This window comes from Coleofasciculus sp. F4-SAH-05, from assembly GCF_040222985.1.
GTDB lineage: Bacteria > Cyanobacteriota > Cyanobacteriia > Cyanobacteriales > Coleofasciculaceae > Coleofasciculus > Coleofasciculus chthonoplastes.
Genome location: NZ_JAVKBY010000127.1, coordinates 50,348 through 70,488 on the forward strand (window position 1 = coordinate 50,348; position 20,141 = coordinate 70,488).

Genomic DNA, 20,141 nt, shown 5'->3' on the forward strand with positions numbered 1-20,141 from the left:
GATCGCGGACATATTAGGACTAGACACATCGAATTATGCAAGAACTCGAACAATCCAAGCAAGTACTCAACCCAGACTTACAAAGCGATTCCGCTCATACAATCAGTAATGGCGATCGCGTGATGGATCAGTCTCAGTCGGAGATGACAACCATTGAGACTTATTTTCAGGAACAACGGAAGTGGCTGTTAGCGGTTGCTCAACGGATGCGTCGGGCGTCTACGATTGAAACCGTTGATACGCTGCTAGAAACCACTGTGGCTGAAGTGCGGGAGCATTTCCAGGTAGATCGCGTCCTAATTTATCAATTTCAGACGGATACCGAGGGTGTGGTTCGCGCTGAATCTATGGTTGCGGGGTATACTCCCTGTTTGGGTGAATCCTTACCCGCGTTAACCTTTGGCGCCAATAGTCAAATCGAGTATCAGCAGCAACAGGTTGTCACCTTGAGTCATCTGTATCAAGGCGTTACCAGTCCCTATCAACTGCAACTGCTGAAACGGTTTCAAATTAAAGCCTGTTTAAGTTTGCCTATTGTGTTTAGTAAACAAGTGTGGGGGTTACTGATTGTCCAGCAATGTTCCGGAACCCGCACCTTCCAAGACTCCGAAATCAACCTGCTGTATCAAGTGACAACGGAACTGGCTTTGAACCTGCAACCGGGGGAACTGTTTAGCCAACTCCGTACCCAAAACAAAAATACCAAAGTTGTCGGTCAAGTCGCGGCAAAAATCCTGAAGAACATATTGCGATCGCTCAATGTTCCCCAAGTCTTTAGCAGCGCCACCCGGGACATCCGTCAGCAATTGCAGTGCGATCGCGTGGCGGTGTATCGGTTTAATCAAGATTGGAGTGGCGAATTCATCGCTGAATCCGTTGCACCAGGCTGGGTTCCCTTAGTTGGTTCGGACATCAAAACAGTTTGGACAGATACTCATCTCCAAGAAACTCGGGGTGGGCGTTATCGTAACGAACAAACCAATGGGGTGAATGACATTTACGCCGCTGGGTTAGCCGATTGTCACATCGAACTGTTGGAACAATTTGAGGCAAAAGCTTACGCGATCGCGCCAATTTTTGAGGGAGACAAACTGTGGGGATTACTCGCCGCCTTCCAAAACTCAAGTCCGCGTCAATGGGACACATCAGAGCTTAACATGCTCGCCTTAGTCGGGCGTCAGTTTGGTGTCGCACTCCAGCAAGCCGAATATTTAGACAGTTTACAAGCGCGAACCGGACAATTAGCAAAAGCAGCAGAACGGGAACGCACCATCGCCCGGGTGATTGACAAAATTCGTCAAACTACAGACTTAGAGACGATTTTCCAAACCACTACCAAAGAAGTGCGTAAACTGCTCAATATTGAGCGCGTCACCATTTATAAATTCCGCGACGATTACTTAGGTGATTTTGTCAGTGAATCCCAAACCGGAGGATTTCCCAAACTCGTGGGCAGTGGTTGGGAAGATCCCTATCTCAACGAACATCGAGGCGGACGGTTCCTCGACAATGAAGCCTTAGTAGTCGATGATGTTTATACCGCCAATCTCACCGATTGTCACGTCGAGGCTTTAGAATATTTTGAAGTCAAATCCTGCGCCGTCGTCTCTATCTTCCAAGGGCAAAAACTGTGGGGATTACTGAGTGCCTTTCAAAACACCAGTACCCGCCATTGGGAAGAGGGCGAAGTCCAATTACTCAAGCAAATTGCCAACCAACTCGGCTTAGCGATACAACAAAGCGAATATGTGCATCAGATTCACCGGCAATCCGAGCAACAGGCGAAAGAGGCGGAACGAGAGCGGGCGTTAGCCAAAGTCGTAGATAAGATTCGTCAACCAGTCGGGATTGACAAGGTGTTTGAAACCACTACTCAGGAAGTGCGACGACTGCTGAATGTGGAACGGGTGACAATTTATAAGTTCCGGGAGGACTATTTCGGTGACTTTATTTGTGAATCTGAGTCGGGGGGATTTCCTAAATTAGTCGGGAGTGGCTGGGAAGATCCCTATCTGAATGAATACCAAGGGGGGCGCTTCCGGGATAATGAACCGTTTGTGGTAGACGACGTTGATGATGGCACGCTGACAGATTGTCATGTCGAGGCGTTAGACGACTTTGGCGTCAAATCCTGTGCGGTGGTTTCTATCTTCCAAGGGCAAAAACTCTGGGGATTACTCAGTGCGTTTCAAAACACAGGTACACGCCACTGGGAAGAGGGTGAAGTCCGCTTGCTTACCCAAGTGGCGGCTCAACTGGGTGTGGCGCTGCAACAGAACGAGTATTTAGAAACATTGCAAGCCCAATCCGCGCAACTGGTTAAAACCGCTGACTTAGAACGAGTCACGGCGCAAATTATCACCAAAATTAGCCAATCTCAAGACTTGGATCAGATTTTTTTGTCCGCTTGTACAGAGGTGCAAACCTTTTTAGGTGCCGATCGCGTGGGCATCTTTCGCTTTGATTCCGACTCTGGGTTTAATCGGGGAGAAATGGTGTCTGAGCGGGTTGTCGCTGGTTTACAATCAGCCTTGTCGATGAAAATCGACGATCACTGTTTTGGTGACAAACATGCGGAAAATTATCGTAAGGGACGGGTTTGGGCAGTTGCGGATATTTATAACGCCAATTTAGCCCCCTGTTATCTTGATACCCTCTCCAAATTCCAAGTGCGCGGGAATTTGGTCGCACCTGTTATGCAAGGAATGGAATTGTGGGGATTGCTCTGTATTCACCAGTGCAGTCGTCCCCGGAAGTGGAAAAACCAAGAGGTGGAATTTGTCAAGCAGGTGGCGTATCAATTGTCCATCGCCTTGAAACAAGCGGATTACCTGCAGCAGTTAGAAACCCAATCGACTCAGCTAGCCACCATTGCCCAAACCCAGGAAACGGTATCCAGCGTTCTCACTAAGTTGAGCTATGGCGAGGATGTCCCCTATATCTACAACACGTCTACTCGGGAACTGCGGAAACTGCTCAACTGCGATCGCGCGGCGGTGTATCAGTTTGAGCCGGATTGGAGTGGTGTGTTTGTGGCGGAGTCGGTTACGGCGGCTTGGACGCCCTTAGTCGGTCCGGATATCCGCACGGTTTGGGAAGACAGCTATTTACAGGAAACCCAAGGAGGACGTTATCGGAATCGGGAAAGCTTTGCCGTGGATGATATTTATACCGTGGGTCATTCTGATTGTCACGTTGAGATCTTAGAGCAATTTGAGGTCAGAGCTTACGCCTTGGCACCAATTTTCGTGGCTGATGAATTATGGGGTATTCTCTGTGCTTATCAAAATAGTGGATCTCGCCATTGGAGCAGTACAGATATGACCGCACTCACCCAACTAGGTCAAGGGGTGGGAACGGCATTACAACGGCTCTACTACTTAGATCAGGCGCGACAGCAGTCGGATCAATTCGCCAAGTTAGCCCAGCGCGAAAGTAACTTTATCAACCTGCTGTACAAAACTGGACAACGGATTGCCGAACGCTTGCAGAAAGGAAACTTGAAGCCAGAGATGCTGTTGCAAGCGACTTGTCAGGAACTGCGACTCTTGCTGCATCTGGATCGGGTGGCGGTGTATCGCTTTAACCCCGATTGGAGTGGTCAAGTTGTGATTGAAGATGTCGATGGTTCCTCAATCAAGGTTGTCGGTACAGAACTGGCAAACATTAATGATCCAGTATTACAGGAAACCCGGGGCGGTTCCTATCGCAAAAATCAACCCAGTGCGGTGAGTGACATTAACCAAACCACGGAGTTGACGTTTAACCGTCAAATGTTACAGCAGTGGGGGACAAAGGCTTATATCATGACGCCTCTATTCCAAGGGGAACAACTCTGGGGATTACTGGGAGTGTATCAAAACAGTGAACCCCGTACCTGGGAAGAGGGTGAGATTAAGCTTTTAGCTCAAATGGCAACCCAGTTAGGAATTGCGATTCAGCAAGCGTACTCCTTGGAACAAGTTCAGGAACAGTCCCAACAGCTTATGGAAGCGGCGCAACGGGAGAAAGCGGCGAAGGAAGAATTACAACAGGGTGTAATTCAATTGTTAATGGCGGTACGTCCGGCGTTACAAGGGGATCTGACGGTGCGAGCGCCGATTACTGAAGATGAAGTGGGAACGGTGGCTGATGCCTATAATAATACCCTGCAAAGTCTGCGGGCGATTGTGAAACAGGTGCAGGACTCCTCGCGCCAAGTGGCACAAACCTCCCAAGCCAGCGAAGCCGCGATCGCGGGATTGGCGCAACAAGCCCAACGTCAGTTCCAGGCGCTGGAACAAACTCTGGAACAGATTCAGATGATGGTGAATACCACTGAAGCCGTGGGTGTTAGCGCTCAACAGGTGGAAGACGCGGTGCAACGCGCTAACCAAACGGTTCAGGCGGGGGATGAGGCGATGAACCGCACGGTGGATGGGATTATGGATATCCGGGAAACTGTGGCGGAAACCAGTAAGCGGCTGAAGCGTTTGAGTGAATCGACGCAAAAGGTATCGCGAGTGGTGAATTTGATTAGTAATTTTACGACTCAAACTCAACTGCTGGCGTTGAATGCGTCAATTGAAGCCACCCGCGCGGGGGAATATGGACGGGGTTTTGTAGTGGTTGCGGATGAAGTCCGTTCTCTGGCGCGTCAATCGGCGGAAGCGACGACGGAGATTGCCCAATTGGTGCAGGAAATTCAGATGGGTACGGCTGAGGTGTCATCGGTTATGGAAACGGGGATTCAGCAGGTTGCATCGGGTACGAACCAAGTGAATGAAGCGCGGGAGTATTTGTATGCGATCGTGGAAGCTACGAGTCAGATTAGTCAGGTGGTAGCGGGAATTACTCAAGCGACTCAAATTCAGAGTCAAGAGTTGCAGTCTGTTACCCGAACGATGACTCAGGTGGCGACGATTGCTAATCAAACGGCGGAAAATTCGATGGAGATGTCTTCATCGTTCCAAGGTTTGTTGACGATGGCGCAAAATCTGCAAATGAGTGCGGATCAGTTTAAGGTTGAATAGTCATTTGTCATTTGTCATTTGTCATTTGTCATTTGTCATTGGTCATTGGTCATTGGTCATTTGTCATTGGTCATTGGTCATTTGTCATTGGTCATTGGTCATTGGTCATTGGTCATTGGTCATTGGTCATTGGTCATTGGTCATTTGTCATTGGTCATTGGTCATTGGTCATTGGTCATTGGTCATTGGTCATTTGTCATTGGTCATTTGTCATTGGTCATTGGTCATTGGTCATTTGTCATTGGTCATTGGTCATTGGTCATTTGTCATTGGTCATTTGTCATTGACGCTGTAGGGGCGGGTTTCACAACTATCGTTTTTTCTCTCACCCAGATGTGAATAAACCCGCCCCTAAACCCAACTATTTAGTCAGGGCGGGTTTTGTATCAAGGTTATCAGCAATCGCCAACAGAAAGTCCCTAAACCCGCCCCTACACATTCAAAATTCAACACTTAGTCAGGGCGGGTTTTGTACCAACGTTATCAGCCATAGCCAAAGGGAAGTCCCTAAACTCGCCCCTACATCCTTCGCAATCCAACAGTTTTCCCATGAATGATCCTAATATTCGCGAACAAAGTTACCAATATTTTCTGGAGGAAGCGCCAGAACTTATGGGTATTATCGAAGAAGAGTTACTAGATTTACGGGCTAATTTTAGTGTCAATAAAGTTCATAACTTAATGCGAACAACTCACACCCTCAAAGGTGCGGCGGCGAGTGTGGAGTTGGACACGATTAAAACGGTGGCTCACTCGTTGGAGGATATTTTTAAAACTCTGTTTAATCCTGATGTAGTGATTGATGCCGAGGTGGAGGCGTTACTGTTTGAGGGCTATGAATGTTTGCGCTTACCCCTGACAGCGGAAGTGATGGGGGGAAAGATTAATGAGACGGAAGTTCTCGATCGCACGGCGGCGGTGTTTGCTAAGTTACAAGAAAAGTTGGGGGATTGTTTTGACCAACAAGCGAATATTCCGAGTTCGTTGGAGTTGGGATTTGATGTGACTCAATCCATTTTTGAAGTGGGGGTGAGTCAGCGGTTAGAGCAAATTACTGAGGCTTTGGCGAGTAATGATCCGTCAGTGATGGCGGACACCTTGCGATCGCAGGCACAAGTGTTGCTGGGTGTGGCAGAATCGATGAATTTACCGGGATTTGCAGCAATTGCGAGTAGTGCGATCGCGGCGTTGAATAATTATCCAGATCAGGCGGAAATGATTACTCAGATCGCCCTAGCGGACTTCCAGGCGGGACAACAGGCGGTGCTGGATGGCGATCGCACTCAAGGGGGTCAACCGTCTCAATCGCTGCAAGAGTTGGCGGGTGTGGTGGCTGGGGATCTGGAGGAGACTGCGCCAGCAACTACGCCAGAGAATGTCTGGGAAGCGGATCTGAGTCAGTTAGAGGGGAGTGGAGATTTTGCGATCGCCTCGGATACAGAGGTGACTGATTCACCTGAGTTTGAGGGGGATTTCTCAGAACTTCCGATTAACGATTCGCCAGAGTTTTCACTGGATGCGCCTGATCTAACGCCTTTACTGGATATCGATGTTAATGAGTATGAAGATGAGAGTCCATCGGAACCCGATATGGAAGGCGGGGAGGAACCCGATGCGGTGAATTTATTAGATAGTGTGTGGGGAAATGTTTCCCTGTCAGAATCGGCGACTGATGCTGATGTTGAGGTAGAATCTGAATCTGAGGAAGTCTTTCCTGTCTTCGATACTGCCGCCGAAAATGTTCAGGAATCAATCCCTGACGTTCAACCCAAGGCTTCAGAGGAGGCGGAGGAACCCTTAACCGATTATGGTGTACCCTCTGGGAGAACACAACGAGACTCTGTGTCAGAGACTCAGCGGCAAACGGTACGAGTTAATATTGATCATTTAGAACATTTGAATTACGCGGTGGGTGAACTTTTAACCTACCAAAATCGCCAATCCCTCCAGGATGAGCAATTGCAAACGGCGGTTCGTTTGGTGTTAATTCGGCTGCAACAACATCAGCAACTCTTGGATGAATTGCAAGATTGGCATGACCGTCAAGTGCATCGATCGCAACAAAAACGGATGAGTCTCCGGGGAAGACAACATCGAGAAGGAATGCCAGAAAAGCCGTCATGGGCGTGGCAAAATCCTCTAGTGCAAATGCCTAATCAATTTGACTCGTTAGAACTGGATAGTTATACCGAACCGCAGCTTTTAATCCAGTCGTTGATGGAGGATACAGCCCAACTGACGGAAGCAACGGAGTCGATTGAACTCTTTGCCAATGAATTCAATCAAACCTTTGATAAACAACGGCGACTACTAACCAGTATCCGTGACACGTTGATGGAGGCGCGGCTGTTACCTTTAGGAACCTTGTTTAGACGGTTTCCGCGAGTGCTGCAACAGTTAGAAGTGAGGCATCATAAATCGGTTGAACTCTACATGGATGGGACAGAGGTATTAGTCGATAAAGTGGTGGTACAGAAACTCTATGATCCCTTACTGCACCTAATCCGAAATGCTTTTGATCATGGGATTGAGTCACCGGAGGTTCGCCAAGACTCCGGGAAACCGAGTCAGGGGACTATTGCCATTGATGCTTATCACCAGAATCGATATTTGGTGATAGAAGTTCGGGATGATGGGCAAGGGCTAAATTTTGAAAAGATTCGCCAACGGGCGGTGGAACAGCGTTTAATCAACGCTGACAAAGCCAGACAATTGACCCCCGCCCAACTCGCGGAGTTTCTGTTTGAACCGGGGTTTTCCACGGCTTCTGGGTTAAGTGATTTATCCGGGCGAGGAATTGGCATGGATGTGGTGCGTTCTCAGATTGAATCCCTGCAAGGTTCCGTGACGGTTTATTCTCAACCCTATTATGGAACCACGTTTCGGCTGCAAATTCCCCTAAATCTGACCATCGCCAAGCTTCTCTTAATCGAGGCGGGAGGTCAAACTTATGCTTTACTCTCAGATGCGATCGAACAAATCATTATTCCGCCACCGGAACGACTGCGGAGTTGGGATGAGGGGAAAGTGCTGCGCTGGGGTAACGGAGAAGACGAAGAACTGATCCCGATTTTTTCCTTAGCAGATGCGTTAGCGTACCACATTCCTCAACGGAAAACCTTAGTCTTCTCATCCAAACGCCCCTTTGTTGAACAAACGCCGAAACAGTCGGTGATTTTGATTCGGTGTCAGGATCGGCGATTAGGGTTGGAAGTGAACCAGCTTGTCGGGGAACAGGAATTAGTGATTCGTCCCCTGGGATCAATGATTGCCCCTCCAGATTACGTGTATGGCGGCTGCATTCTCGCCGATGGGGGGTTAGCCTTGGTGCTGGATGGTATCACATTAATGCAGTCCATTGCCAATCAGCAGGTTGGCACATCCCCATCCGAGTTTACGGCTGAGTTTCAATCTTCGATGGTTTCCTTAACCGGTTTCACCGCCGTTGCTGATCCCCCCCAACTGCAATTATCCGCCCCCCGCCGAGCGGCGTTACCTGCAGCACCGGAACCGTCTCCGCCGACTCCCACGCGATCGCCCCAACTTCTACTGGTTGTGGATGATTCGATTACTGTGCGTCAAAGTTTAACGTTTACGTTACAAAAGGCGGGTTATCAGATTCTCCAGGCAAAGGATGGGTATGAAGCCATTGAACAACTGCAACATCATGGGGAAATTCAGTTGGTTATTTGTGACATTGAAATGCCCCGCATGAATGGGTTTGAGTTTCTCAAATACCGCCAACAGGAGCCAATATTGGCGAATATTCCCGTTGTCATTTTGACCTCTCGCAGTAGTGAAAAACATCGTTTAATTGCGACTGAGTTAGGGGCGAATGATTATATCACCAAGCCATTTATAGAGCCTCAGTTGTTAGAGACTGTGCAGCAATTTACCAAGTTTAAGTAGGTGGACATTAAAGAGTTATTCGTCATTTGTCATTTGTCATTCGTCATTCTTTATTCGCTGCTGTCCTTTATTCAATCATGAACTATGAACCCTGACACCCAAAAATATATTGTCTTTAAAGTTAGCGACTGTCTGATGTCACTGCCCATGGAGAATGTGTTAAAAGTGCTAAACACACCATCCAATGAGAGTGGTTGGAATGCCATGGGATTACTGCAAATTGGAGATTATACGATTCGGATTGTCGATTTACATGAACAGTTAAATCCTGACCATGACGCCGATTCAACCAACTTGCAATCATTTTTAGTCATTACTAACCCCGTAGAAGGCGATCTCTTTGGCATTGTTGTTGATGACCCCCCCAACTTGATTGAATTAGATCCTGACCTTATTCGTAAGTTACCTAAATATAACCGTCGCTTACCGATGGTGAGTCATGCGGCGATTCTCCAGGAGAATGAGGTAAAAACTACAATTTTTATGTTAGATTTATATGAATTATTTAATCCAGTTACATAAAGTCATTTGTCATTTGTCATTTGTAAGAACCGTAGAACCGTAGGGTGCGTTAGGCGTAATCAATCATATTTATTATCCTTCTAATGAAAATGTCGCCGTAACGCACCAGGATTCGGGTAAAGGCAAAGAAAGAACCGTAGGGTGCGTTAGGCGTAATCAATCATATTGCTCATCCTGTTAATAGGAATATCGCCGTAACGCACCAGGATTCGGGTAAAGGCAATGCCCACTTAATCGAAGGGCACGATAATATCGTGCCCCTACCGAATCAATTCGCTCTCAGCAATGGTAGGGGCATGGCATTGCCATGCCCTATTTAATTAGGTGGACTTACGCACCTACACCATATATATGGATTAAGGTGCGTTACGCTACTTATTCAGTTGGAGGTCATCGGGTAGTTCAAGGGTGATTTATATGATTTAAACTCCATGATTGGGTTCTTCGCTGAGTTTGTCGAGATAGGTGAGACCCGCTTTTGCCCAGACACTTTCTTCTAGGTAGTGTTTAGCAACCTCTCCCAAAGTGGCTTTGATGGCTTGGAGGTGACGTTCGGGATTGCGGAGTTGTCGGCGGAGGGTTGCCAACCTATGGGTTTTGGATTGTTGAATTTCAGTGAATTCTGCGTCGATGATAGCGAGGGGTGTCACGGCGGGATTCGGCAAAGGTCATTTCATTCTCCTGAATGGGAAATCTAAGGGCTAAAGTTCCCCGACTACAAACGTGTTATCCCTATCTTACGCGGTTCGGCAGATAAACCTGAAGATCAACAATTGCGGAATCTTGGTAGTGCGAGCATCTTGCTCGCTACTCATACTATAAAATTGCAACAGTAGACTTGGAACAGTCATTAATTGGGTGATATGGCAACTCTGACTCAGATTCGGGTACGAACATCGCCTGATCAAATTCCGCAATGGCAATCAGCAACATGGGATGATTATGTGGCGTGCTGCGTGGATGCTGAACAGTCCCAGGTTGAGTCTTGAACAGGAAACCAACGGCGCAGCGGCTGTTTGGTTCGCCCAACACATTGCTAATCTTTAAAACACCCGTTCACCAATCCGAACATCTACAATTATTTACTAATCCCAGATACGCTTGACTGGATAAGCATCAAACACCCCATCTCTACTCATATATGGAGATCATCCCTTTGTCACTACCAAAAAGGGTAGGTCTTTTTTGTCGAGGATACGGCGATACTAATTTAACCATTGGCAGATCATTCTTAGTAATCATAATTTCTGCGCCTAGTGCGGCATTTTCAAGGAGTTGATGGATTTGCTGCAAAGCTTGATCAATATCTATTGTTTCCATAGAGAAATGCTCTTTATTCTCGGATTAATTACGACAAACTATTACCAAACACTATAAAATACCCCACAATAAAACATTTTACTAGCGATTAGGCATCATTGCAAGGCATTTAGTTACTGATTTTGATACAGCAGATTGCAGGTCAATAAAGTACACCTCCATGGTGATACTAATTCATAGTCGATGTTCAGAATCGTTAAATCGGGCGCACGTCAGTGCGCCCCTACGGTTGATGTAAGATTAATCCAGCAATGAGGTGTGCTACGTCACGATTGGCTAAATCTCTTACAGTAAACTATCATTTCATCGCAATAATCCCTTAATTTCTCGCCAAATCTGTGACTGATTAGACTGAACTCTGGGATGAGTAAAAACGCCCTGACTGGGACTAAACAAAAATGCCAGGATGAAAAATCCAAAGGTGACTAACACAATAGCCGGACCCGATGGTAAATTGAAAAAATAGCTCAAATACATCCCACTAATACTGGCAATAACGCCAATTCCTGACCCTAACAGCATCATCTGGTGTAACCTTGTTACTAATAAATAAGCCGTCGCTCCTGGCGTAATCAGCATGGCTAAGACTAAAATAACCCCAACCGCTTTGAGACTGGCGACGATGGTTAGGGCGATTAAAATCATTAAGCCAAAGTTGAGTAAGTTTGTTGGTAATCCGGCTGCTTTTGCGCCAATGGGGTCAAAGGTATAATACATTAATTCTTTATACAGCAATAAAACAATGGCGAGGACAATGGCGGTAATAATGGCTGTATTCATTACTTCCTCGCCCGTCACACTGAGGATATTGCCAAATAAAAAATGATTCAGGTCAATCTTATTGTCTTTTTGAATAACTGTAATTAAGGTAATACCAAGGGCAAAGAAGGCAGAAAAGACAATCCCCATCGCCGCATCTTCTTTAATCTGCGATCGCGTTCTGATCCAGGTAATTACAATGGTACTGACAATACCCGCCAAAAACGCCCCCAGAAAGATATCCACGCCCACGATATAAGCGATCGCTAATCCCGGTAACACGGAATGACTAATCGCGTCACCGAGTAAGGCGAGGCGTTGTACCATCAGGTAACTCCCCACCGAGGCGCAGACGATTCCCACTAAGACGGCTGTCATGAGCGATCGCTGAATAAAACTGTATTGCAAGGGTTCAATTAAAAGGTTAAGCATAATTCGTCTTATGTCATTTGTCATTTGTCATTTGTCATTGGTCATTGGTCATTTGTCATTTGTCATTTGTCATTTGTCTTATATTAAATATCTCAAACGTTAGCCAGGGCGGGTTTTGTAGAAACGTTAACAAAAACAATCAATTTTAATCCCTAAACCCGCCCCTACACAATTCAAACATTAAGCGGCGTCTGAGAAAAATACGACTTGACCCCCATACGCCCGTTGTACATTATTTGCCTGCATTACCTGTTGGCGGGAACCTGAGGCGATTAATTCCCGATTCAATAAAATTAAATCATCAAAATTGGTAATGGCTTCCCCTAAATCATGGTGAACCACTAACACGGTTTTCCCGGAATCGGCTAATTCGTGAAGAATCTCAAAAATAACGGCTTCGGTTTTTTTATCAATTCCCGCCATGGGTTCATCAAAACAGAAAATATCTGCTTCTTCAGCTAATGCTTTGGCGAGAAAAACGCGCTGCTGTTGTCCCCCGGATAATTGCCCGATGGGGCGATCGCGAAATTCACTCATCCCTACCCGCGCTAACGATTGGGCGGCGATGCGTCGGGATGCGGTGGAGAAACGCCGAAACCATCCTGTCTTGCGTATCCGCCCCATCAATACCACATCCCATACGGTTGCTGGGTATGTCCAATCAATCTGCGATCGCTGAGGTACATAAGCTATCCTGTTTAACTGATCCATCATCGGTTTCCCCTGATACATCGCCGTACCACAGCTTGTCTGCACTAACCCTAGCATCGCTTTGATCAGCGTACTTTTTCCCGCGCCATTGGGACCAATAATTCCCGTCAGTCGCCCCGGTTGAATCTGACAGGTGATATCTTTTAGCGCCTCCACAAAGCGATACTGCACGCTGAGATGTCCAATCCGTATGGGTTCCTGGTGGGTAATGGTGGGGTTTTTGGGAGTGCGATCGTTTCGCGTAAAGATAACTGTTGACATGATTAAACCGGGGAGACTCCAGAAAATGAAACAAGTATGAAAATATTGTATCCTCAAAAATGAAAACAATATGAAAACAACTATATAAACTTGATGACCGGAATGACTCACTCGCAGGGTAGAACTCAGTTGCAGGGGTATACAGGTGTAGGGGCGGGTTTGACTGATAAGGTTACCCCCTTGTACAGACGCGCCATGGCGCGTCTCTACACTAAACCCGCCCTTGTTGGGGGAAAGGGTAGAATTAATTTCTCGAAAATTTCCCGATGGAAGATTCTGGCTGGGGTGATGCTGGGACTTTGGCTGAGTGGCTGCGAGGCGACTAATCCGAATCTCTCAGGAACCGATGCAGAGGACAAACCTAACGTTGTGGCTACAAGTACCATTATTGCCGACTGGACAGAACAAGTTGGGGGAGATGAGATCGAATTAACCGGAATCCTGGAACCTGGTGCTGATCCGCACGTTTACGAACCCGTACCCGCCGATACCATTGCCTTAGAACAAGCCGATTTGATTCTCTACAACGGGTATAACTTAGAACCCGCACTGATTAAACTCATGCAATCAGCCGGGATAAAAGCCAAAACCTTTGCCGTTGGCGAAGTTGTCACCCCTTTAGACTTTGAATATCAGGGAGAAACGGAACCTGATCCTCATGTTTGGGGAGATGCAGAGCGTGGGATTAAAATGGTCAATGCCATACGCGATCGCTTAATTGAACTGTCACCGGAAGACGAAGACGAATTTACCGCCAACGCAGCCCAACTCACGGCTGAATTAGAAAAAGTTGATACCTGGATTACCCAGCAAATTCAAACCATCCCTGAGAATCAGCGTAAACTTGTCACCACCCATGACGCCTTTCAATATTATGCTCAAGCTTATGGATTAGAAGTGATTGGCACGCTGATAGGAATTAGCACCGAAGAACAACCCAGCGCCCAAACTGTGAAAACCCTATCCGATGCCGTGGAAGAAGCCGGAGTTCCCGCTATTTTTGCCGAAACCACGATTAACCCGGCTTTAATTAAAACCGTTGCGGAAGAAGCGGGGGTTAAATTAGCCCCATCCGAACTCTATTCCGATTCCCTAGGCGCACCTGGAACTGAAGCGGATACTTATGTGAAAATGCTGATTACTAATACCCGTACTATTGTCGAAGCGTTGGGAGGCGATTATCAAGCATTTTTAAACGGGGGCAATTAATGTTAACGGTGGATATCGTATTATGTCTTATGTAGGGGCGGGTTTAGACACTAAACTTGCTTGTCATTAATAACTGAACAACAAAACCCGCCCTACCTCACCAATAACTGAACTCCCCCAGCTTACTGCATCATCCACACCAAAAACCCTAAAATTGGCTCCACAGGTGGCAGAGGATAATCAATCAAATCAATGGTTACGGTTTGTTCTTCTAGCTTAAGGAATCGCCATTGAGTGCCACTACTAACTGCCCCATAAATCGTGGAAATAGGTGTTTGTTTTGCCTGATTAAATCGCTGTGCTGCCACCATTTCAGCAATACATTGCCCAAATCCTGTTCTCAAATCTGCTTTTTTTGCCTCGATAATAATCAAGACTGGTGCTTCAATTTCTAGAAGTTCCTCGGAACGACTCAAGAGAAAATCACACCGTCCATTGAGTCCAAGTGATTCATCAACGGTGAAATCCTCCCCGGAAAATAAGCTGACCCGCCGTTGCAGGATGCGCCGAACTTCCAGCAAAACTGGGTAAATAATGCCTTCCGAACGCGCTTTTTCACTAGCCGATGCCGCTAAGGGTAAACTTTCTTCTAAAAAGGATGTCAGGGTTGGGGACGGTTGAATGGGTTCAATATCTGGTAAAAAGTGAATCCCTTCGGCTGTGGTTAAATTAAACGCTTCTTTGACTTTACTAATAGTAGTAAATTCACTATAGGGCATAGCTGAATAGTTATAAGGACAGGTTTTGTTGTTCCGTTATTGGTGGGGAGGGCGGGTTTTGTTGTTCATTTATCGGTGGGGAGGGCGGGTTTTGTTGTTCATTTATCGGTGGGGAGGGCGGGTTTTGTTGTTCCCTTGTTGGTGGGGAGGGCGGGTTTTGTTGTTCCCTTGTTGGTGGGGAGGGCGGGTTTTGTTGTTCCGTTATCGGTGGGGAGGGCGGGTTTTGTTGTTCCGTTATCGGTGACTAGCTGAATTGATTTCCTAAACCCGCCCCTACATAAGACATAAGACATAAGACATAAGACGAATGACGAATGACATAAGACGAATGACGAATGACATAAGACGAATGACGAATGACATAAGACGAATGACGAATGACGAATGACGAATGACGAATGACAATTTAACGCCGTCTTCTTCCCATCGAACGCCGACTGCTGCCAAAACTGCTACCAAAACTACCGGAACGATTCATCCGTGTCGAACTGGATTTATTAGAACGGCGCAAATTACTCGAACCGAAACCTGAACCTGTCGCCCGATTAGCTTTTTGGCGATTTTTACGAGCCGTTGGTGATGTATTCGATGAGCGTCTTAATTGACCGGTACTGCGGAATGTTTGACGATTTTTTACCGCAGGTGGCGGTTGATTATGACGGGCTTGATATTGGTCTACCGCTTGAGAGTAGGTGCTTCCATATCCACCATATCCGGTCATAATTCCACCGTGATAAATCGGCGGTACATAGTAGCTGGGTCGAAATAATAAACTCCCTAAAGCTTGACCCGCCATAGCGCCTGCAAATGGTGTCCAAAAATTGGATTCCCGCCGCACGATTACGGTTTCCGATTGACCGGTTTGCGGATTGGTTTGAGTTTCGGTAACATTATGGACATATTCAATCCGAAAGTCTTCACTTAAGTGCATATCGGCTTGACTATTTTCGATTTGCAAATAAGTCTTTTCACCCGCTGCTAGTTCCTCATCGGTTAGACGGGCTAATCGCAAATCTGGACTACGCAAGACAGGGGGTGTACCGGGTGGTGTATTCAGCAATATCAGGCTATATTCACCACTAACATCATCGTAGGTGGCTTGTTGAACGGGGTATTTCCCATCACTGAACTGCTGGGCATTTGAGGTAACATTGACCGTCTGATTTGGGCTTTGGGCGACGGAAGGCGAACCACAGGCTAGGGTGGTTAGACACAATGCCAAAGACATGAAAAGGATAATAAATTTTCGCAGCATATCAGAAAATTATTGAATTGAGCGATTCATTAGGGATTCAGCTCATCCCATGCCTTGCTAAAATAGCACAATGCAACAGATTACAGGGACAACCAAACTCTTAGGCGTAATTGGTCATCCGGTGGAGCATTCTCTATCACCAATTATGCACAATCGCGCGATCGCACAGTTGGGTGTGGATTATGTCTATCTCCCTCTCCCCGTTAAACCAGAGGATTTAGATGTCGCCGTGGCGGGGTTTGCGGCGATAGGGTTGCAAGGCTTTAATATCACGATTCCCCATAAGCAAGCCATTATCCCTCTCTTAGCCGAGGTATCCGATATCGCCCAACTGGTGGGTGCGGTGAACACCGTTTGGCGTACTGATAAAGGCTGGAGTGGAACAAATACCGATGTCTTAGGGTTTATCGCCCCCCTGAACCAATATCAGCGAGATTGGCATCACACCAAGGCGGTAGTATTAGGCTATGGTGGTGCAGCACGCGCTGTTGTCGTCGGGTGTATGCAGTTGGGTTGTCCTGAGATTTGGGTTGTGGGTCGTAATCCCTATAAGTTAAGTCAGTTTCAGCAAAGTTGGGCAAATACTCCCTTATCTCCAATTCTCCAGGCTTATCCCTGGGAGGAAATGCCACAATTACTACAACAAGCCGATTTACTGGTGAATACAACGCCTGTGGGGATGCATCCTCATGTCAATGAATCTCCTATCGATGAAGAAATAATACAGAGATTACCCAAAGGTGCGATCGCCTATGATTTAATCTACACCCCCAATCCCACCAAATTTCTCCAACAAGCCAAACAACAAGGCGTGATTCCCATTGACGGCTTAGAAATGTTAGTCCAACAAGGTGCAGCCGCGTTACAGATTTGGTTAAAACAAACACCACCCGTTAAGCTCATGCGAGAATCCTTACAGCAGAAATTAGGTTTGTAGGCTCGTAGTTGCGCTGTCTTCGCCTCAAGTGTTCGCATCGTTTACTACAAACAGCTAAAGATGACCTCTCCCCCAACCCCTCTCCTGCAAGGAGAGGGGAGCAATTTAAAAGACCTCAATTGAATAAACCCGTCCTGAACATAGGTGCATAGAATAGGAGTCAACGTTGATAAACTTTGCCGAAATTTTAATTGACCTGCTCATACTGCAAATATTCCAGAATCAGTAAACGCAAGTAATCCAACATTCTAATATAACCCTTCATTTGCTCATACTTTCCATTACTGTCAAAGTAAAACTGGACGATAACAGGTATTCTCAAAACTCGCATTTCTCGCAATTGCTCAATTACCTGGGTTTCATTTATAATCCACCCTTGCGCCTGAATTTGATTGGCATAGCCCCGGAGAGTGACCGTTAACAGTTCAATTTCCTCTAACAGAGAAAACTCTTCATTAGATGGACGAAAATTATCCACAATTTCTTTTCGCTCTCTTTGAGTATTCTGATAGGCTAATTTTATCTCATCTAACAAATGTACAATATGAGTTTTCGTTGCTTCTTTCTCATTTAAAACAGCTTCACTCATCGTTAACTCCATAGGTGACAATTTTTTCAGTACCAAATTGGTCAGGTCTAACAATCAGATATTCATTTCCTTTGCGATATACGGCTGAAGCATCCCAACGATATCCTGTTTTCGGAATCCTAATGGCTCCTTTCTGATTAAAATTATGGGCTTTTCGGAGAAATTTTAACGGTTCAAGACCTTTTCGATCAGCGTGGTCTAAGATACTCTGAGCTACACTGATATAGGTAGAAGCATCCCACTCATTCAAATACTGTTGAATTTCTGCGGCTTCGGCTTCAGTATATCCTTCGAGAAGATTTTCCCAAAATGGATCGGAGATAGACTCGTCTTCTGGCATTATTGCTCACTCATATCTCTGCTACTTTCTCCGACTCAAGTAAAACTTGCTGCAAATCATTATATTGTGAATGCCTTGAAAGAGCGATCGCGCTCCTAGGTTGATCCGCCGTTAATTGCCACCGCCAAAACCTGACATTATAAACCCAAAATGCAACTTAATGATTGACATTGTTATATTAATGTTCTAACTTCATCAAATCTGTCACTCCACACCGTTGAGGGACTCTTGCCATGACGAACAACATCCTTGACAAAATTGATACCCAGAGATTGGGGGAACTCCTTCAACAAGCACGTAATCAATGTGGCATGACCCAAGCGGATGCGGCTAAAGTCATCGATGCAGCGCGTACAACGATGGTTGCGATTGAGAAAGGAGAGCGCCGTCTTAAGCCCAATGAATTGATCAAACTTGCCCGTGCTTACGGACGAGCCGTCAGCGACTTTGTGCGCCCCCGTCCCGTGATCCAACCGTTGGAGGTTCAATTCCGAGCTGCCTACCGACGGAATGAAGTGGAAGAGTCACAGATTGAACCTGTCATTCAACTCCTAGAGGAGTTGTGCCAGAATTATCTGGAACTTGAAGAAATTATGGATGCACCACTCCCGCGAAACTATCCTCGTGAGTACCATCTGAGTGGTATGCCTATAGAGCGGGCGGCGGAGAGTATTGCCGTTGAAGAACGTCAACGCCTCGGTCTTGGAGATGGTCCCATTCCTCTGCTTCGAGACATCTTAGAGCAGAGTGTAGGACTCCGTATCTTTTACTTAAAAATGCCACCAAAATACTCAGAAATCTATAGTTACGACGAGCAACGGGGTGGCTGCATGGCAATTAATGCTCATCACCCCGAAGAACGGCGACGTTGGTCATTAGCTCATGGATATCTTCATTTTCTTGCTCATCGACGCAAGCCTGTACTTGATTTTGAGGGACAGTACAAGAGAATGCCAGAAAGTGAACGACTTGCCGAAGCCTTCCCCAAGTATTTCCTGATGCCAACGAGTGGTTTACTTAAACGATTTAACGATATGTACCGCGCCAATGGTAAGTTTACTCCCACCAATTTATTTACGTTGGCTCATTACTACGGCGTATCTGTGCAAGCGCTGATTTATCGGTTAGAGGAGATGGAACTGCTGCCATCTGGAACATGGGATCGATTGAGCGATCGCGGATTGAAAGTCAGAAAAGTACAGGAGGAACTTGGCTTAGCCCTTCGGCTTCGCTCAGGGCTAAAAGAAATCCCCCAACGTACTGATAGGATGCCAGTCCATTACCAACATCTTGCCATTGAAGCATTTGATCAGGGGTTGATTACTGAAGGGCGTTTCGCTGATTTTCTTCATGTTGATCGCCTTGAAGCCCGTCGCATTGCCGAAGTGTTGCGAGAGTATTCCAGTGGAATGGTGGAGGAAGCGACTGATTTGGATTTACGCCAAGGGCAGGAATGATGGAAGGTTAGCTTAACGTATGCAAATTGATCACTCCCACATTCTTCTTGACGCCTGCTGCATCTTAAACTTTAGTGCATCAGGTCATCTTTTGGAAATTTTGCAGGCTATTCCGGCTCAAGTTGCAGTTCCCCAAGTTGTGCTAGAGCGTGAATTGAGGACACTGCAACGCCTTGAGAATGAAGAGAACGAGGGAGCGACTCAGTTCGAGGCTGCTATTGCCCAGGGTTTAGTTATTGTGGTGGACTTTAAATCAGAAGCAGAGGAGACATCATTTGTCAACTATGTTTTTGAACTAGGCGATGATGGAGAATCTGCCTGCTGTGCGATCGCGGTTCACCGAGGATGGGCAATAGCAACTGACGATAAGAAGGCAATCTCGTTTATTCAACGGGAGATCTCCCAGCTTCAAATTATATCAACTCCAGAGATAATCAAGCATTGGTCAGAGAAAGTATCTCTTGATGCTTCAGTACTACGTGATGCACTCAGGGCAATTCGGGTCAAGGGACGGTATTTACCACGTAAAAACCATCCTTTACTAAGTTGGTGGCAAGCTGCTTTGACTGATCCAGACGCTTTAGAGGAATGAGATTCTGTAATCCAAATACATTGTTTTTGAAAACCCATGCAATTAGGGGCTAAAGCCCCTACTACGAACCCAACTATACCACAATTTTAACTGTGTCAGTCCACTACTGCCGTGACC

General features: G+C 46.4%; 19 protein-coding genes. 9 read left to right on the forward strand and 10 right to left on the reverse strand.

The window, feature by feature from the left end:
* Positions 1-35 precede the first annotated feature (35 nt).
* The 4 genes from RIG27_RS15485 to RIG27_RS15500 all read left to right on the forward strand — a co-directional run bounded on the left by RIG27_RS15485 (position 36) and on the right by RIG27_RS15500 (position 9,443).
* Positions 36-5,012: a GAF domain-containing protein gene (locus tag RIG27_RS15485; RefSeq protein WP_446346547.1), complete on the forward strand. Its 4,977-nt coding sequence runs from the start codon at positions 36-38 to the stop codon at positions 5,010-5,012.
* A gap of 18 nt (positions 5,013-5,030) precedes the next feature.
* Positions 5,031-5,351 (forward strand): hypothetical protein, encoded by a 321-nt coding sequence (locus RIG27_RS15490; RefSeq protein WP_446346549.1) that lies wholly within the window; start codon positions 5,031-5,033, stop codon positions 5,349-5,351.
* A 210-nt stretch (positions 5,352-5,561) separates the two neighbouring features.
* A complete protein-coding gene (locus RIG27_RS15495) occupies positions 5,562-8,921 on the forward strand; it encodes a response regulator (RefSeq protein ID WP_446346551.1) in 3,360 nt (1,119 codons plus the stop codon).
* An 84-nt stretch (positions 8,922-9,005) separates the two neighbouring features.
* The gene (locus tag RIG27_RS15500; protein ID WP_446346553.1) at positions 9,006-9,443 is read left to right on the forward strand and encodes a chemotaxis protein CheW; all 438 of its coding nucleotides are present in this window, start codon (positions 9,006-9,008) and stop codon (positions 9,441-9,443) included.
* A gap of 422 nt (positions 9,444-9,865) precedes the next feature.
* Here the strand turns inward: RIG27_RS15500 and RIG27_RS15505 are convergent, their stop codons facing one another.
* On the reverse strand, positions 9,866-10,108 hold the full coding sequence (locus RIG27_RS15505; RefSeq protein WP_446346555.1) for a hypothetical protein: 243 nt from the start codon (positions 10,106-10,108) through the stop codon (positions 9,866-9,868).
* A gap of 198 nt (positions 10,109-10,306) precedes the next feature.
* On the opposite strand from RIG27_RS15505, the gene RIG27_RS15510 reads away from it, so the two are divergent.
* On the forward strand, positions 10,307-10,432 hold the full coding sequence (locus RIG27_RS15510; RefSeq protein ID WP_446346557.1) for a hypothetical protein: 126 nt from the start codon (positions 10,307-10,309) through the stop codon (positions 10,430-10,432).
* Between the two features lie 142 nt (positions 10,433-10,574).
* Here the strand turns inward: RIG27_RS15510 and RIG27_RS15515 are convergent, their stop codons facing one another.
* The 3 genes from RIG27_RS15515 to RIG27_RS15525 form a co-directional block, all read right to left on the reverse strand.
* Entirely contained in the window at positions 10,575-10,763 is a 189-nt protein-coding gene (locus RIG27_RS15515; protein ID WP_446346559.1) for a type II toxin-antitoxin system Phd/YefM family antitoxin, read from the reverse strand.
* A gap of 303 nt (positions 10,764-11,066) precedes the next feature.
* The gene (locus RIG27_RS15520; RefSeq protein ID WP_446346613.1) at positions 11,067-11,954 is read right to left on the reverse strand and encodes a metal ABC transporter permease; all 888 of its coding nucleotides are present in this window, start codon (positions 11,952-11,954) and stop codon (positions 11,067-11,069) included.
* A gap of 180 nt (positions 11,955-12,134) precedes the next feature.
* A complete protein-coding gene (locus RIG27_RS15525) occupies positions 12,135-12,926 on the reverse strand; it encodes a metal ABC transporter ATP-binding protein (protein WP_446346561.1) in 792 nt (263 codons plus the stop codon).
* Positions 12,927-13,019: 93 nt separating this feature from the next.
* On the opposite strand from RIG27_RS15525, the gene RIG27_RS15530 reads away from it, so the two are divergent.
* A complete protein-coding gene (locus RIG27_RS15530; protein ID WP_446346563.1) occupies positions 13,020-14,135 on the forward strand; it encodes a metal ABC transporter substrate-binding protein in 1,116 nt (371 codons plus the stop codon).
* A 122-nt stretch (positions 14,136-14,257) separates the two neighbouring features.
* Here the strand turns inward: RIG27_RS15530 and RIG27_RS15535 are convergent, their stop codons facing one another.
* From RIG27_RS15535 to RIG27_RS15550, 4 genes are all read right to left on the reverse strand, one after another.
* Positions 14,258-14,854 (reverse strand): hypothetical protein, encoded by a 597-nt coding sequence (locus tag RIG27_RS15535; protein WP_446346565.1) that lies wholly within the window; start codon positions 14,852-14,854, stop codon positions 14,258-14,260.
* 98 nt (positions 14,855-14,952) lie between these two features.
* A complete protein-coding gene (locus RIG27_RS15540) occupies positions 14,953-15,147 on the reverse strand; it encodes a hypothetical protein (RefSeq protein ID WP_446346567.1) in 195 nt (64 codons plus the stop codon).
* Entirely contained in the window at positions 15,128-15,259 is a 132-nt protein-coding gene (locus RIG27_RS15545) for a hypothetical protein (RefSeq protein ID WP_446346569.1), read from the reverse strand. Before RIG27_RS15545 ends, RIG27_RS15540 begins: the two co-directional genes overlap by 20 nt.
* A 1-nt stretch (position 15,260) precedes the next feature.
* Positions 15,261-16,109: a hypothetical protein gene (locus RIG27_RS15550; protein ID WP_446346571.1), complete on the reverse strand. Its 849-nt coding sequence runs from the start codon at positions 16,107-16,109 to the stop codon at positions 15,261-15,263.
* Between the two features lie 70 nt (positions 16,110-16,179).
* On the opposite strand from RIG27_RS15550, the gene RIG27_RS15555 reads away from it, so the two are divergent.
* Positions 16,180-17,046 (forward strand): shikimate dehydrogenase, encoded by an 867-nt coding sequence (locus RIG27_RS15555; RefSeq protein WP_446346573.1) that lies wholly within the window; start codon positions 16,180-16,182, stop codon positions 17,044-17,046.
* A gap of 187 nt (positions 17,047-17,233) precedes the next feature.
* On the opposite strand, the gene RIG27_RS15560 is transcribed toward RIG27_RS15555, so the two are convergent.
* On the reverse strand, positions 17,234-17,635 hold the full coding sequence (locus tag RIG27_RS15560; RefSeq protein WP_446346575.1) for a hypothetical protein: 402 nt from the start codon (positions 17,633-17,635) through the stop codon (positions 17,234-17,236).
* Positions 17,628-17,975, reverse strand: coding sequence for a hypothetical protein (locus RIG27_RS15565; protein ID WP_446346577.1), 348 nt, complete (start codon positions 17,973-17,975; stop codon positions 17,628-17,630). Before RIG27_RS15565 ends, RIG27_RS15560 begins: the two co-directional genes overlap by 8 nt.
* A gap of 233 nt (positions 17,976-18,208) precedes the next feature.
* Here RIG27_RS15565 and RIG27_RS15570 point away from each other — a divergent pair, with 233 nt between their 5' ends.
* Positions 18,209-19,432, forward strand: a complete 1,224-nt coding sequence (locus tag RIG27_RS15570; protein WP_446346579.1) for an ImmA/IrrE family metallo-endopeptidase — start codon at positions 18,209-18,211, stop codon at positions 19,430-19,432.
* A gap of 19 nt (positions 19,433-19,451) precedes the next feature.
* A complete protein-coding gene (locus tag RIG27_RS15575) occupies positions 19,452-20,024 on the forward strand; it encodes a hypothetical protein (RefSeq protein WP_446346581.1) in 573 nt (190 codons plus the stop codon).
* Positions 20,025-20,141: the final 117 nt, after the last annotated feature.

Bases quoted from the DNA above. Each gene is read 5' to 3' on its own strand.
- RIG27_RS15485 (WP_446346547.1), top strand. From the start codon at position 36: ATGCAAGAACTCGAACAATCCAAGCAAGTACTCAACCCAGACTTACAA.
- RIG27_RS15495 (WP_446346551.1), top strand. From the start codon at position 5,562: ATGAATGATCCTAATATTCGCGAACAAAGTTACCAATATTTTCTGGAG.
- RIG27_RS15500 (WP_446346553.1), top strand. From the start codon at position 9,006: ATGAACCCTGACACCCAAAAATATATTGTCTTTAAAGTTAGCGACTGT.
- RIG27_RS15510 (WP_446346557.1), top strand. From the start codon at position 10,307: ATGGCAACTCTGACTCAGATTCGGGTACGAACATCGCCTGATCAAATT.
- RIG27_RS15515 (WP_446346559.1), bottom strand. From the start codon at position 10,763: ATGGAAACAATAGATATTGATCAAGCTTTGCAGCAAATCCATCAACTC.
- RIG27_RS15520 (WP_446346613.1), bottom strand. From the start codon at position 11,954: ATGCTTAACCTTTTAATTGAACCCTTGCAATACAGTTTTATTCAGCGA.
- RIG27_RS15525 (WP_446346561.1), bottom strand. From the start codon at position 12,926: ATGTCAACAGTTATCTTTACGCGAAACGATCGCACTCCCAAAAACCCC.
- RIG27_RS15530 (WP_446346563.1), top strand. From the start codon at position 13,020: ATGACCGGAATGACTCACTCGCAGGGTAGAACTCAGTTGCAGGGGTAT.
- RIG27_RS15535 (WP_446346565.1), bottom strand. From the start codon at position 14,854: ATGCCCTATAGTGAATTTACTACTATTAGTAAAGTCAAAGAAGCGTTT.
- RIG27_RS15540 (WP_446346567.1), bottom strand. From the start codon at position 15,147: ATGTCTTATGTCTTATGTAGGGGCGGGTTTAGGAAATCAATTCAGCTA.
- RIG27_RS15550 (WP_446346571.1), bottom strand. From the start codon at position 16,109: ATGCTGCGAAAATTTATTATCCTTTTCATGTCTTTGGCATTGTGTCTA.
- RIG27_RS15555 (WP_446346573.1), top strand. From the start codon at position 16,180: ATGCAACAGATTACAGGGACAACCAAACTCTTAGGCGTAATTGGTCAT.
- RIG27_RS15560 (WP_446346575.1), bottom strand. From the start codon at position 17,635: ATGAGTGAAGCTGTTTTAAATGAGAAAGAAGCAACGAAAACTCATATT.
- RIG27_RS15565 (WP_446346577.1), bottom strand. From the start codon at position 17,975: ATGCCAGAAGACGAGTCTATCTCCGATCCATTTTGGGAAAATCTTCTC.
- RIG27_RS15570 (WP_446346579.1), top strand. From the start codon at position 18,209: ATGACGAACAACATCCTTGACAAAATTGATACCCAGAGATTGGGGGAA.
- RIG27_RS15575 (WP_446346581.1), top strand. From the start codon at position 19,452: ATGCAAATTGATCACTCCCACATTCTTCTTGACGCCTGCTGCATCTTA.